The organism is Archaeoglobaceae archaeon, from assembly GCA_038734275.1.
Classification (GTDB): Archaea; Halobacteriota; Archaeoglobi; order Archaeoglobales; family Archaeoglobaceae; genus WYZ-LMO2.
The window spans coordinates 1-13,743 of record JAVYOO010000012.1; the positions used below are offsets into that span (position 1 = coordinate 1).

The following is a 13,743-nucleotide window of genomic DNA, read 5'->3' on the forward strand; positions in this document are numbered from 1 at the left end:
CCGGCATCGTAGCATCAACCATCGGCTCAGCAACGCTAAGATGCTTCCCACACTTCTGCGCAAGGTTTATGACAAAGGAATCAAGCTCATCCTCATCTTCAAACACGATGTTTGTTTTGAGGTTTGTATACTTACGGTGAAAAATGTAAATTGGAACTCTGTAGCCGTTGCAGGATATGTCCTCAATGTTTGGATCGAACATAAGTGGCGTGATGCGGTCGTACAGAATTGTTTTCTTCATTATATGATACAAAATCCGTGTGTAATCTGTCCCTTCAAGTTTAATTCTGAAATCGTCTAAAATCATGTTGACTTTCGATCTCAGAGTTCTGTATTTGTCTCTTACTTCTTGTGGTTTTACCGGGTAGTATTCCAGCTTTTGAACAACTTCTTTAACAAGATTCATTTCAGCCGGGGTTATCGGCGGCTCATAAACGAAATAACCATACTCATTTTCTTCGTCATTATAAAGTATGTGAGCACTCGCGAAAACGAAGCGAGAGAAGATAGGATATTCTTCAACTTTGAACCAGCCTTCAGGAGGTTTAAATTCCTGCATTAACTTTTTTGCAAGATTTTTTGAAGCCTCTTCGTCAAGCCATTCCTCTTTAGCACTTTTTTTGATTAAATCAAAAATACTTCTTTGTTCTTTACGGGTTTTTAGTTCAGTGGGTTGTTTTCTTATTCTGAATTTCGTTGCCATAACGTATCTTAAATCTTAAAGAATAAAAGATTTTCCCATTATTGTCATGAGGGTATGCAGTAGAAAATTTTATTTGCACACTACGAATTTTGAATTCCATGGCAAGAAAACCAGCGAGGATGTGGAGGAGAATAAAGAGACCATACACAAGAGTTGAATATATCGATGGCGCTCCTGGAACGAGAATAAAGATGTTTGACATGGGGAACTTACAGGCGGATTTCCCTGTCATGCTTACACTTGTAGCTAAAGATGCCGTTCAGATTAGAGATAATGCTCTCGAAGCTGCGAGAGTTATTGCAAATAAGTTCATCGCAAAATCCGCTGGTTCGAACAACTACAAGTTGAAGGTTCGAATTTATCCCCACCATATATTGAGGGAGCATAAAATGGCAGTCGGAGCTGGAGCGGACAGAGTTTCTCAGGGAATGAGAGCAGCTTACGGTCGCCCAGTTGGTAGAGCAGCACAGGTAAAGCCCGGAACGAAGCTCATGTCGATCTGGGTTAAGCCCGAGCATTTCGATTTTGCAAAGGAAGCCTTCAGAAGGGCTTCGATGAAATTGCCCACAGACACAAAAGTAATTGTCGAAAAGGGTGCTGAGCTACTTAAGGGTAAAATATAAAATTTTTATATGAATAGACCAGGGCACATAGGCTTAGCCCTTTTAATTCTTTCTCCACTTTTAGCAAAATTTGATCTGAATTCAATTCTTATTGCAGTCGCCTTGACTATTTCTCCTGATATAGACCTCGTGCTAAGGCTTGAACACCGAAAATATACTCATAACATAACTTTTGCCTCTCTTGTGGCAATAGGAGTTTTCATGTTCTCAAGGAACTTTTTGCTTGCTTTTTTAGTCCTGTTAAGCATCCTTGCACACCTAATTGCAGATCTTTTAACTGTGCAGAAATTTGCTCCTCTTTATCCATTCTCAAAGAAAAAATACGCCCTGAAGCTTTTTAAGTCAAACAATACTGCAATAAATACTGCAGTGCTTCTGCTTGGAATCGCTTCGTTTGCTTATTTCTCTAATTTGGATTTTTCAGCGTTTCTTAGAGATTTGACAAAGCTTATTTAGTTCTTGGATTGCTCTCATTATGGATACTCTCTTCACTCTCGATGTCGGCTCAACAACGCAAGATTTTTTGCTTTTTGCAGAGAAAAACCTTAGAAATTGCCCAAAAGCCATTCTGCCTTCTCCAACGAGGATTATTGCTAGAAAAATTGAGAGAGCAAATCAGGACTTATTCCTTTACGGCTACACGATGGGAGGAGGAGCGATAGCGAGAGCGGTGAAGAAACACATTGAGAAAGGATTTAGAGTTTTTGCAACGCAGAGATCTGCGTTAACTTTTGCGGACAATCTTGAAAAAGTTAGAGAAATGGGCGTTGTGATAACCGAAAGCTCAAGTGCCTTTAAGATTAAAACAGCAGACGTGGACATGGAGTTCTTTTCAAAGTTATTAGATCAAATCGGCTACTCGATGCCTCAGCTTTTTTCTGTAGCAGTCCAAGATCACGGATTTGCTCCGAATGAGAGCAACAGGGTTTTTAGATTCAGGATGTTCAGAAAAATAATTGAGAAGGAAAAGTATCTCGAGAGAATGCTTTTCAGCGAAAGAGAGCTACCGATAGAATTTAACAGAATGTTTGATGCTCTGCAATCGATAAAGGACTTCTGCGAAGGAGAAGTTTTCGTTACTGATACTTCTTTTGCAGCAATATCTGGCTTGGCTAATTTTTCCAAGCTTCCAGCATTGCTGATAAACTTTGGAAATTCCCATACGACTGCTGCAGTAATCGATAGGGATTGGGAAATCAAAGCAATCGTTGAGCACCACACGAACGTTCTCAGAGAGAAGGGGAGAGAATACACCCGATGGTTTTTTGAAAAATTCTTGGAAGGCAGTATTGATAACGAATACGTTCTCAACGACAATGGACATGGTTGCTACATTAGAGAAGTTCTTGATATCAAAAGCATTCTTTCGACTGGTCCAAATGCCCAGCTTGGAGGATATGAAGAGCTGAGAGGAGATCCTATGATTGTTGGAAATCTGGGAATGGCTTCCATGCTTATAAAGCGGAACGTTTGCGATCTTTATGCTCTTAGTAATTTGAGTAATTTTTAAATACTCCTAAAATTTTTAAAAATCATGCGAAAAGTTGGGTTAATTCCGTTAGCTGTGCTCTTTTTAATGCTCTATGCTCTCGGTGGCTATCTAAACATGCTTGCCCCGTTCAGCGGAACTTTATGGACTTTTGAAACAAAAAAAGAGGTCAAGAATCCTTACGGCAAGGTTGAGGTTTACTACGATGAATACGGTGTTCCGCACTTCGTTGCCACTGACGAAAAAGCTCTGGCTTTTGCAATTGGCTACATTCAGGCAAAAGACAGGCTTTTCCAGATGGATCTTCATAGAAGATTGATGAAGGGTGAGCTTAGCGAAGTCTTTGGTGAGGATTTCTATGAATCTGACGTTTTCCACAAGAAAATGGATTTCTTAAAGGCTGCTGAAATTACCTGGGAAGGTTTAAAGGACACTCACATCGGAGAATTGCTCAAAGCCTACAGTGAAGGCGTGAATTACTACATAGAGACTGAAAAACTGCCAGCAGAGTTTCAGCTCGCAAATTATAAGCCAGAAAAATGGCAACCAGTTGACACACTCCTTATAGCAAAGGAAATCGCTTGGGAGCTAACAGGAGATTTCTGGGATATTAGAAGGGCTTTAATCATAGAAAAACTTGGAGAAAAAGCTCTTGAGCTTTATCCAAGCTCTTTGGAGCATAACTATACGATACTCAGAATCAACAAATCATTTGCTGACTGGTTAAGCAATTTTGAATCTAAGAAAGGTTTAGGATCTAACAACTGGGTTGTTTCTGGCAAGTTCACGCAAAACGGAAAGCCAATGCTTGCTAACGACCCCCATCTGCTCTTAACAGTCCCGCCAGTTTGGTATGAGATGCATTTAAATCTTAACGGAATGAATGTCAGAGGTGTTGCTTTTCCAGGCATAGGAATGATCATAATAGGCAAAAACGACTATTTGGCTTGGGGATATACGAATGTCGGCGCGGATGTAATCGATTTCTACTACTACGTCTGGGACGGCGATAAATACCTATACAAGGGAAGTTGGCTTGAGCCTGAGAAAGAGATAAAGAAGATCAGGGTGAAGACTGCAAATGGAATTGAAGAAAGAGAAGTGATTGTTGAAAAAACAGTTCACGGAGCTCTTATCGAAAGGGATGGTTTTAAAGTTGCTGTTGCTTGGACTGGATTCACGAACACAACAGAAGCCCTTGCACTTTACAAATACAACTATGCAAAGAGTCTCGATGAATTCATCGAAGGGTTGAAGCTTTTCTGTGTTCCAGGGCAGAATGTTGTTTATGCAGACATCTACGGAAACACGATGTATTATCCCGCTGGAAAGTATCCAATTAGGCTTATAGATGGTAAAGAGGTTGCTGGAAATGTTTTATTCAACGGATCCGCTGGAGAAGGTGAATGGATCGGCTTCAAAGCTTTTGGCTTCTCAACTTGGGAAGGCTTTATACCATTTGAAGAAATCCCGCATGCGATAAATCCAGACTACATAGCCACTGCGAATCAGGAAATTGGATACTCAAAGCATTATCTTGGCGATTCAATGTATTTCATTGATCCCTATAGGGGAATGAGGATCTACGAGATGCTCGACAATCTCACCGCCAGCAAAAAGCTCACGGTAGAGGATTTCATGATGATGCAGAGAGATACAAAGTCAAAGGTTGCTGAGTTCTTCGTTCCTTTCATAATGGAAAGCTATGCTCTTATGGACGATAAAACGAAGGGCTACGCTGAAAAGCTCAAAAACTGGGATTTAAAGATGGAAAAGGATTCAGAAGGGGCTTTAATATTTGCCATATGGCTTGAATACTTCGTTAACGAGACCTTTGATGAGTTCTTCTCCGCTGGGCTCAGCAAAGAGTATTTGCCAAGCCTTTATGTTCTCCAGAATTTAGATCCCGATAGCGAGTGGTTCGACGACAAAAGGACTCCAGAGGTTGAAAAAAGGCAGGATATAGCGGTAAGAGCTTTAAAGCTCGCAGTTGAGGAAATCGAAAAGAAGGGCTACAGAGTTTATGGTGACTACAACCAGCTTAATATGGAGCATCCTTTCAGCAGGGTTGTAAAATTCTTCGATTATCCAAAGATTCCGATGAGCGGAGACGAAAACACGGTGTTCAATTTCCATCGAAGTATTGAGTTCGCTGGAGGCATTTATCAGGCGGGAAGTAGCTGGAGAATGATAGTGAGCTTCGATAAGGACTACTGCGTAATCCCGGGCGGAAATTCAGGAAACTTTTTCTCCAAACACTACGATGACCAGCTGTTTTTATGGGCAGAAGGGGAATACAAAAGCTTTGATTTCAGCTTGAGGGGTGATAGGATTGTCTTTGGCTAAATTCATTCCATTGGCATTAGCGATAGTGATATCGTTCTTCCACTGGATCGGCATTGTAATCACTGGCTTAATAATAGGCTTCATTTCAAAAAGCTACAAAAAGCCATAATCTTCTCATTACTGTTCGCCTTGGCATTCTGGCTCAGCTTCATACTCTACTCTGCAATCTTCGGGATCGCAGAAAGAATGCTAACATTACCACTTACTTACTTAAGCCTTGCAATGACTGCAATCCTTGCGGTGGTTTCGAGCACGCTAAGAGCTTTTAAGTAATTGAGTAATTTTATTTTAGCTTTTTGCAGAATTCCTCTATTTCTCTATTAACTTCCACTGGCTTTTCAAGCTGAACACAATGCCCGGCTTTTGGAACAACCACAAGCTTTGAATTTTTGATCAGTCTGTTTAATTCTTTGGACTTTCCGACTGGGAGTAGAGCATCTTTTTCGCCTACAATGATCAACGTAGGTTTCTCGATCTTCTTTGCAACCTCTCTCAGATCTATTTTGGTTAGAGTTTTGTAGCCGTTCATCGCTGAATACCGTGGAGTGTTTTCCAGCACTTGCTTTATCGCCCAATCCTTCAATTCCACTGCTTCTTTTGTAAATGATAAGTTTATGACAAGCTTTACAGAACTCTTATAGTTAATTTTTGAGAAGAACCTTGAAACTGGATAAAAGAGCTTGTGGAAAGTCTTTATCCTCGTTCCACCTCCGACTAAGACGAGGGCTTTAACTTTCTCTGGGTGTTCACTGCAGTATTTCATTGAGATCATTGTTCCAAAAGAGTGTCCTAAAAGCACAAAATCGCTCAGCTTTAGCGAATTAACCACTGCATCGAGATCGGAGACAAATTTGTCGAGTTTGTAATGCTCGTAGTCCTTCGGTTTATCAGACTTTCCATGACCCCGATTGTCAATAAATAAAATTGCATTCTTTCCTTCGAAATAAGCTCTCTGTTCCTTCCAGTAATTCATGTTTGCAGTCCATCCATGGACAAATACGAGAACTGGAGATTTGCCTTCCAAGAACTCGTAGTAAATCTTCAAACCATCGTTTTCAACAAATGGCATAATGAAACATAAGAAATAATTTTTTAAATTTTTTCCTCACAGGTTTTTAATCTGCAATTCCATAGCTAAGGATATGAAACAGATGAGTTCGTTCGACATCAAGGCTTGCGTTCAGGAACTTCAGAAGCTTTTAGGCGGTAAGGTTGAAAAGATCTATCACTATCCTCCCGATGAAATCCGAATTAAGATCTATGCGGGAGATAAGTTTGATCTGATCATCGAAGCGGGGAAAAGAGTTCATCTCACGAAGTTTCCCAAAGAAAGTCCGAAGTTTCCAACGCCATTTGCAATGCTACTTAGAAAGCATCTTGAAGGAGCAAGGATAAAGGCTATAGAGCAAAAAGACTTTGATAGAATCATTGAGTTTCATTTTGAGCGGGAAAAGGAAAAGAAGATCGTTGCAGAATTATTTTCAAGAGGTAATATAATACTCATGGAAGAAGATCGGGTTATCATGCCTTTAAAGGAGATCAGAACACAAAGTTCTGAAAGAAAGCTGGACGAGAGCAAAGATGTTGTTCGATATCTCGCGAATTCCGGACTTGGAGGTCTTTATGCTGAGGAAGTCTGTTTGAGGACTGGAATAGACAAGAAAAAGAAGTTCTCAGAGCTGAGTGGGGAAGAAAAAAAGATTCTTTTTGAAGAAATCGAGAGGTTGAAAAATTTCGAACTTAAACCACAGATCGTTTTAAAAGATGGAAAATACCACGATGTGGTTCCAATGGATCTGCTTTACTATCAGAATTTAGATAAGAAGTTTTTTAACAGCTTTAACGAGGCTTTGGACGATTTTTATTCAAAGATTGCCATAGAGAGCATTCAGGAAAGCGAAGAACTCGAAAAGCTTAGAAATAGGCTTAAAATTCAGGAAGAGACACTTAAGGAATACGAAAGGGAAATAAGTGAAAATAAGGAAATCGCAGAGCTCATATATGCAAATTACCAGCAAATAGATGAGATCATTGAGAAGCTAAGGAAAGGTGAAAAGGTTTTGGAACTTTCTAAGCTTAATCCAGAGAAAAAAACCGCACTAATTCGCTTAGCTGATAAGGAGTTGGAGATTGATTTTAGCAAGAGTGTTCATGGAAATGCTGAGATTTACTATGAAAGGGCAAAAAAGGCTAAGGAAAAGCTTGATGGGTTGAGGACTGCAATTGAGAAGACAATTGAAGAAATTCAAAAGGCTGAATCTAAGGGTGTTAAGATTGGCTTCAGCGTTCGCAGAAAAAGGGAATGGTTCGAAGAATATAGGTGGTTCATAACTTCGGATGGCTTTCTTGCGATCGGCGGTAGAAATGCTAAGATGAATGCTGAAATTGTCTCGAAAAGAATGGAGCCAAGGGATCTATTTTTCCACACTCAAACTCCTGGAGCGCCAGTGGTTGTGCTGAAAAGAGGACAGGAAGCTCCTGAAACAAGCCTTAAAGAGACTGCGGAATTCTCTGCAATTTACTCAGCCTTATGGAAGGAAGGAAAGCATTCCGGCGAGGTTTACTACGTTAAGCCTGAACAGGTTTTGAAATCTGCGAAAGCTGGTGAATATCTGCCGAAAGGTAGCTTTTATATTGTTGGAGAAAGAAATTATTTGACCGTTGAGCTTAAATGTGCCATTGGAGTTGAAATTGAGAAGATGCGTGTAATCGGTGGTCCAGTAAGTGCTGTTAAGAAATACGCTGATTACTACGTTGAGCTTGAAATTGGCGATAAGAAGCCAGAAGAACTGAGCGTTGAGATAGCAAAAATTTTGGCAGAGAAAGCGGGAGAAAATGCTTACCTTGTTAAGGCAATTGCAAAGCCTGATGAGATAGCGAAGTTCCTACCACCGGGAAAATCGAGGGTTTTATGAAAATTCTTGACTTTCCTTCTACTGCACTATCAAAGGAGATAGCTTCAAAATTTGGCTACGATGAGTTCATAATTCGCAGATGGCTCCAATTCTTTGGAGAAGAAGCTATAAAGATCGTTGAAGCTTTCGAGAAGGGTATTCCAAAGTATATAAGGGTGAACACTATAAAGCTGTCTGAAGAAGAACTGCTAAAAAGGCTAAGAGAGAGGGGTTTTAAGCTGGAAAAGACAGAAGTGCCATTTTGCTATGAGGTTGTCGAAGAAAAATACTCGATCGGAGCAACGCCCGAGTATCTGATGGGTTACTACTATATAATGGACAAAAGTTCATGTATTCCTCCGCTCGTTCTCGATCCGAAGCCCGATGATGTAGTTGTAGACCTTTCAGCCTCTCCAGGCGGGAAAACGACTTTTTTAGCGATGCTAATGAAAAACAGAGGGGTTATTCTGGCTGTTGAACCACAAAAAGAGCGTTTGCAGGCTTTAGTTGACAATGTAAACAGAATGGGGGCAATGAATGTTGCAATTTTAAACATGGACGGCAGAGACTTTCCAAAGCTTGGAATAAAAGCAGACAAGGTTTTGCTTGATGCTCCATGTACTGGAGAAGGAATAATCTTCAAGGACAAGACTCGAAAAACAGACAGGGGCAAAGAAGACATAGTATTCTGTTCTTCATTGCAGAGAGATCTGATAATCAGTGCTTTCGACTCGCTGAAGCCTAATGGAGTGCTTGTTTACTCAACCTGCTCTTTGACTCCTGAGGAGAACGAGTTTGTTGTGGAGCACCTTCTTGAAAGAAGAAAGGCTGAACTTTTGGACATTGAATATGGTGAAAAAGCTCTTAATTTGACAAATTTTGATCTTAGCAAAGCCAAGAGACTCTATCCGCATAAGCACAGATGTGCGGGATTTTTTATCGCAAAGATTAAGAAGATCGAGTAGTTTTCTCTCTTAGCTCCCTGAGCAATGGCTCGATCATGAGCTTTGAAAACTGCACCATCCCTTCGCTCTCTCCAGAAATTCCTATAGACACGTGATCTATGAAAATTGCAAAGAATCTGGAGTTATCAAAAACGAATAATCCATGTGAAAAATCTCTGCTTGCTATTTCACCTTTAAAATCGAGCTTGTAAGTCTCACCTTTAATCTCATCCGCATTTTCGGAAACTATCACGAGCTTGCACTTCGCTTTAGACAGAATTTCTTTTATTTCTGGTTTAATGAATGATATAAGCGCCACTATTTCTTTTTTTGATGAAAGGACGAGTTCTTCAAGCTTTTCAAGCACAGATCTCCCTCGATAGAGTTTAACAATTTCAACTTCTTCGGTTTTCAGCTTAGATAGCTCTTCTCGGAGCACCTCAAGGTTCTCTGCAGTCTTCCTTGATAGCATTGAAACGATCTCATCTTTGCCAACCGCTTTGAATTTTACAGGCTTTCCAAATTCCTCAACAAAACCTTTTGTCTTCAGGTTATTCATAACATCGTAAACAGAAGTTCTTGGAATTCCGCTTAGCTCCGCAATCTCTCTTGCACTTAGAACACCCTTTGAAATCAGCGTTGCAAGAGCCCTTGCTTCGTATTCACTGAGCCCGAATGATTTTAGAACTTCTATCAATCGCATCCTAATATCGTTATCCATAAAATTTAAATATCTTTCGTTCTGAAAGCTACGACAGGTGAAAAAAATGAGATCCGCTATTGCGGTGCTTGCATTAATTGTTGCAATATTGATTCCAGCGTCTGCTTTGAATTACGAGAGGGAACCAAGCATCGAAGTTTTAAGCGTGAGTTATATAGACATTCAGAAGGGGATAACAACTCCGATAAATTCAAACTACATAGGAAAAGGGGAGAAAATTCTTGTTTTAACGATATACAATCCTGCGATTCCTGAAAAAATTCAATATGACAATTCCATGGAAGCAAGCTTCTTTTACTCCCGTCAGGATATGATCTTCACAGCCTACAACGTCGAAGTCGAGCTTGAGGGTAATGAGGATGTAAAGGTTAAGACTGGAAAGATTACTATTCCAGCTATCCCCGCAGTTAATCAGCAGATTCCTTTGTATTTCTCCATTGAAGTTTTGGGCAACAACTCTACGGAGTTAAAACTCAAAGTTAAATACGAGATAATAGACAGACTAAGAACCCTAATACCATATGGTGTTTTTCAAAAGGGAGAATGGACAAATACGACCACATTAATTTATTCAGGTGGTCCTATACCCACTATTCAAAACACGACCACAATGGGCTATTATGTTGCAACTGAATACGAACTTGAATACACAACCAAAACAAAAGAAATCCCGATTAAGCTTTACATCGAAGAAAAAGATGTCTTACTTGAGGTAAAGGAAGTTAAAGCAGACAAACTGATCGCTGGAGGAAAAGGGAACATTGAAGTTACGATAAAGAACGTTGGCAAGAAAACCGCCAAGAATGCCTATGCCACGATTGAGCTTCCGAAATCACAACAAACATCGACGCAGAGCATGGCTTCACTGCCAACTTCGATGCTTCCTTTAATGATGGGCGGTTCCGCTCTTCCTACTTCTTCGTCTACTTCCACTTCCCAGCCAAGCTATTTCATTGGCGACTTAAAGCCTGGCGAAACTGCAAAGGCAAGCTTTTACGTCTCCCTTGATGTCCCCAAAGGAGGAGTTTATCCTGCGAAGGTTAAACTTGTATATTTGGATGAATACGGAAATCTGAAAGAAAGCGATTCGGTTTCTTTCGGTATTACTGTATTGTCAAAGCCAGAAATTACAATAAAAGCTTTAGATAGCAGATTGTTCGTCAATTCTAAGGGAGACCTGATCGTTAAAATGGTTTCGAACGTCGATTTGGATGATGCTTCTGCAAGGATCGTCGTCAGTTCTCCGCTTTCAGCGCTGAGCAGTGAATGTTATATTGGAAGCATCAAGGCTGGAGAAGAATTCGAGGCTGTGTTCAAGCTTAAAGCTTCGAGTGAAGCCAGAGCAACAAAGTATCCCGCAGATCTTTACGTTAAATTCAAGGCGGGCGACGAATATGTGGAAACTGATGCAATAAAAATTGGTATCGAGGTAAAGCCAGAGATAGAATTTGAAGTCCTTGGAATTGCTGAAATTAGAGCAGGAGAAGAGAAAGTGCTCACTTTTACAATTCGCAATACAGGGAGTGCAGAAATTAGAGATGCAACTGCAAGACTCATAATAGTTTCTCCATTTTCGTCTTCTGACGACACAGCCTTTATTGGATCTCTTAAGCCTGGCGAAACTGCAAATGCAAGCTTTAAAGTCTCGGTAGATCGTGATGCCACTCCAAAACTATATGCTTTAAACTTGGAAGTCAAATACAAGGCTGAGAATGGCGACTGGGTTATAAGTGCACCTTCGAAGGCTGTAATAAACGTAAAGTCTCCTGAGGTTAGCTATGTAACCTACTTGATCGTTGTTCTCGTAATCCTCGCTGGTGCAATTTACTACATCAGGAAGAGAAGATGAAACTATTTAGCATCATCACAGAAAAACCCGGACTCGTATTTATTTTTGTAAGCGCAATTATACTGTTCTCGATGTATTCTGCGATGAACGTAGAGATGACTTCGGGCACAGAATCCTTCTTCAGCAAGGACAACAAGGTTTATCAGCAATACAAGCTTTACGAGAAGAACTTTGTAAAGGAAACAGGAGCGGTTTTTGTTCTTATAAAAGGTGACGATGTAGTCAACTACGAAATATACGACTTCATGCTAAGGCTGGGGGATGAAATTAAGAAGCTGGAAGGTGTTGAAAGCGTTAATTCTCCCGCTTCTTTGATAAGAGAATATTTTGGTTTCATTCCCACAGATGAAAAGATTCTGAGAGAACTAAGTAATACTTACTTCTCCAGCCTGATTCCGAAGCCAACGGTTGCGATGGTGATGGTTCAGCTTGCACCAATGGACACCAAGAAGCAGGAAGAACTGGCAAAAAATATAGAGAAGAGCATAGAAAAAATGCAGATACCGACAGGCTACGTTGTAGAGATAACCGGCTCACCAGTGCTCGGATACCAGATTAAAAGTGAGATCTTAAAGAGCCTTGGAATCACGATGATGGCTTCCGTTATTTTGATGATTCTTTTCTTATTCGGGACTTTCAGCGGAGTCGTGAGACGAAAAGCCACTGCTTTTCTTCCACTCGTGATTTCCGTGTCCGCAGTTATAATCATCTACGGCATGATGCCGCTGCTTGGGATTCCACTTTCGGAGCACACAAATGGCGCATTGCCGATGCTCGTTGGCTTGTCTATAGAATATGCGGTTCAGATCCAGAATAGATTCGAAGAAGAAATTCGGAGACATGGTGTTGACACTGCCATTGAACTTGCAGTGGAAAGAACCGGCAGAGCCCTGATTCTCGCTTTGCTCACAACAATCGTGGGCTTCATGTCGATGCTATCCGTTGGCATTCCAGCAATGTCTTGGTTCGGCATCATCGCTTCCCTCGGATTGGTAATTGCTTATATATTGAGCATAATATTTTTGCCAGCTATATTAAAAATTATCGAGAAAGGCAAGGTTGCTGAGAAAAAGGAAACAGAAAGCAAAGCAAGACTCGAAAAAGCTCTTTCTGTTATTTCAAATCTTACTGCAAGCAGACCTTATGGAATACTCGTAGTTGCGGTTTTGATCTCCGCTATCGGTTTCTATGTTTCCCCGATGCTTGAACTTGAGACAAACTACAACAAGTATGTCCCTCAGAATCTGCCAGCGATACAGAAATTCAGAGAACTCGAAGAACTTGCTGGTGGGCAGACAGTATACACATTGATACTTGAAACAGACGGAATCGATTCAAGAGTTCTGGATAAATCAAAGGAACTCGCAGAGTATATCTTAAGCAATGAGGAATTAGTTTACTCTTATCAGTCACTTCATTCCCTTGTAGATAAATTTGGAAAACTTGAAAATGTTCCTGAAGAGCTTCTTGGCAGATATGTTGCGGGAAGCACTCTCGCAGTTCATTTCTATTCAACTGCGGACAATTATGAGGAATACAAAAAAACTTTAGAGTCCATTTACAGGGGAGTTAACTTCTATGGATGGGATGGTAGCTACTACTTAACAGGCGGAGCTGTTATCTACTCGGAGCTTGGAACGATAATGATTGAAAGTCAGACCACGATGACCCTCGTTGCATACATTCTAATTTTGCTCCTTTTGCTGGTGATATACAGATCCGTGAGGAAGGCAGTTGTTCCGCTTATAGCCATAACTTCAGTGATAGGTGTTATAAATGTCATAATGTTCATTTCTGGAGTGAAGCAAACAATGGTCTCTATTGCCTTGAATTCCATCATTTTAGGGCTTGGAATAGACTTTTCGATCATGATCACTGAGAGGTATCTTGAAGAGAGGCAGAAAGCATCTCCAATAGAAGCAGTAAGAAGAGCAATAGAGCACACTGGTAAAGCAACCACTACATCTGCTCTTGCAATGATCGGGGGCTTTGGATCTTTGATGATCTCGACTTTCCCTGTTATGCGAGATTTTGGCTTCTTGGCGTTGGTTGCAATTTCTTTCAGCCTTATAGCAGCGTTTACAGTAGTTCCAGCATTCCTGATGGTTACTGAAAAGGTTGGAGAAGCGTTAAAGTCAAAGGGAGTTGTCAAAAACTTATTCAGGTAGAATTAA

Annotated in this window: 12 protein-coding genes; 9 read left to right on the plus strand and 3 right to left on the minus strand. The window is 40.6% G+C overall.

The window, feature by feature from the left end; translation table 11 throughout:
- On the minus strand, nucleotides 1-703 hold a 703-nt coding region (locus QXI54_09700; protein ID MEM0303424.1), incomplete at its 3' end, for a secretion system protein E.
- A gap of 98 nt (nucleotides 704-801) precedes the next feature.
- Between QXI54_09700 and rplJ the strand changes: the two genes are divergently transcribed.
- From rplJ to QXI54_09725, 5 genes are all read left to right on the plus strand, one after another.
- The gene (gene rplJ, locus QXI54_09705) at nucleotides 802-1,326 is read left to right on the plus strand and encodes a 50S ribosomal protein L16 (GenBank protein MEM0303425.1); all 525 of its coding nucleotides are present in this window, start codon (nucleotides 802-804) and stop codon (nucleotides 1,324-1,326) included.
- 9 nt (nucleotides 1,327-1,335) lie between these two features.
- Complete coding sequence (locus tag QXI54_09710; protein MEM0303426.1) at nucleotides 1,336-1,782, plus strand: metal-dependent hydrolase; 447 nt, start codon at nucleotides 1,336-1,338, stop codon at nucleotides 1,780-1,782.
- A gap of 19 nt (nucleotides 1,783-1,801) precedes the next feature.
- Nucleotides 1,802-2,836: a DUF1786 family protein gene (locus QXI54_09715; GenBank protein MEM0303427.1), complete on the plus strand. Its 1,035-nt coding sequence runs from the start codon at nucleotides 1,802-1,804 to the stop codon at nucleotides 2,834-2,836.
- A gap of 24 nt (nucleotides 2,837-2,860) precedes the next feature.
- A complete protein-coding gene (locus tag QXI54_09720) occupies nucleotides 2,861-5,161 on the plus strand; it encodes a penicillin acylase family protein (GenBank protein ID MEM0303428.1) in 2,301 nt (766 codons plus the stop codon).
- A gap of 129 nt (nucleotides 5,162-5,290) precedes the next feature.
- The gene (locus QXI54_09725) at nucleotides 5,291-5,434 is read left to right on the plus strand and encodes a hypothetical protein (GenBank protein MEM0303429.1); all 144 of its coding nucleotides are present in this window, start codon (nucleotides 5,291-5,293) and stop codon (nucleotides 5,432-5,434) included.
- Nucleotides 5,435-5,444: 10 nt separating this feature from the next.
- On the opposite strand, the gene QXI54_09730 is transcribed toward QXI54_09725, so the two are convergent.
- Nucleotides 5,445-6,230, minus strand: a complete 786-nt coding sequence (locus tag QXI54_09730) for an alpha/beta hydrolase (protein ID MEM0303430.1) — start codon at nucleotides 6,228-6,230, stop codon at nucleotides 5,445-5,447.
- Nucleotides 6,231-6,303: 73 nt separating this feature from the next.
- Here QXI54_09730 and rqcH point away from each other — a divergent pair, with 73 nt between their 5' ends.
- Complete coding sequence (gene rqcH / locus QXI54_09735) at nucleotides 6,304-8,076, plus strand: ribosome rescue protein RqcH (GenBank protein MEM0303431.1); 1,773 nt, start codon at nucleotides 6,304-6,306, stop codon at nucleotides 8,074-8,076.
- Nucleotides 8,073-9,020 carry an NOL1/NOP2/sun family putative RNA methylase gene (locus QXI54_09740; protein MEM0303432.1) on the plus strand — a complete coding sequence of 316 codons (948 nt, stop codon included), beginning with the start codon at nucleotides 8,073-8,075 and terminating at the stop codon, nucleotides 9,018-9,020. The genes rqcH and QXI54_09740 overlap by 4 nt, the downstream gene beginning before the upstream one ends.
- On the opposite strand, the gene QXI54_09745 is transcribed toward QXI54_09740, so the two are convergent.
- Nucleotides 9,004-9,702, minus strand: coding sequence for a helix-turn-helix domain-containing protein (locus QXI54_09745; protein ID MEM0303433.1), 699 nt, complete (start codon nucleotides 9,700-9,702; stop codon nucleotides 9,004-9,006). The genes QXI54_09740 and QXI54_09745 overlap by 17 nt on opposite strands.
- A 64-nt stretch (nucleotides 9,703-9,766) precedes the next feature.
- Between QXI54_09745 and QXI54_09750 the strand changes: the two genes are divergently transcribed.
- Together QXI54_09750 and QXI54_09755 are read left to right on the plus strand one after the other, a co-directional pair.
- The gene (locus QXI54_09750; GenBank protein ID MEM0303434.1) at nucleotides 9,767-11,569 is read left to right on the plus strand and encodes an S-layer protein; all 1,803 of its coding nucleotides are present in this window, start codon (nucleotides 9,767-9,769) and stop codon (nucleotides 11,567-11,569) included.
- Nucleotides 11,566-13,737 (plus strand): hydrophobe/amphiphile efflux-3 (HAE3) family transporter, encoded by a 2,172-nt coding sequence (locus tag QXI54_09755; protein MEM0303435.1) that lies wholly within the window; start codon nucleotides 11,566-11,568, stop codon nucleotides 13,735-13,737. The genes QXI54_09750 and QXI54_09755 overlap by 4 nt, the downstream gene beginning before the upstream one ends.
- The last annotated feature ends 6 nt before the right edge of the window (nucleotides 13,738-13,743 follow it).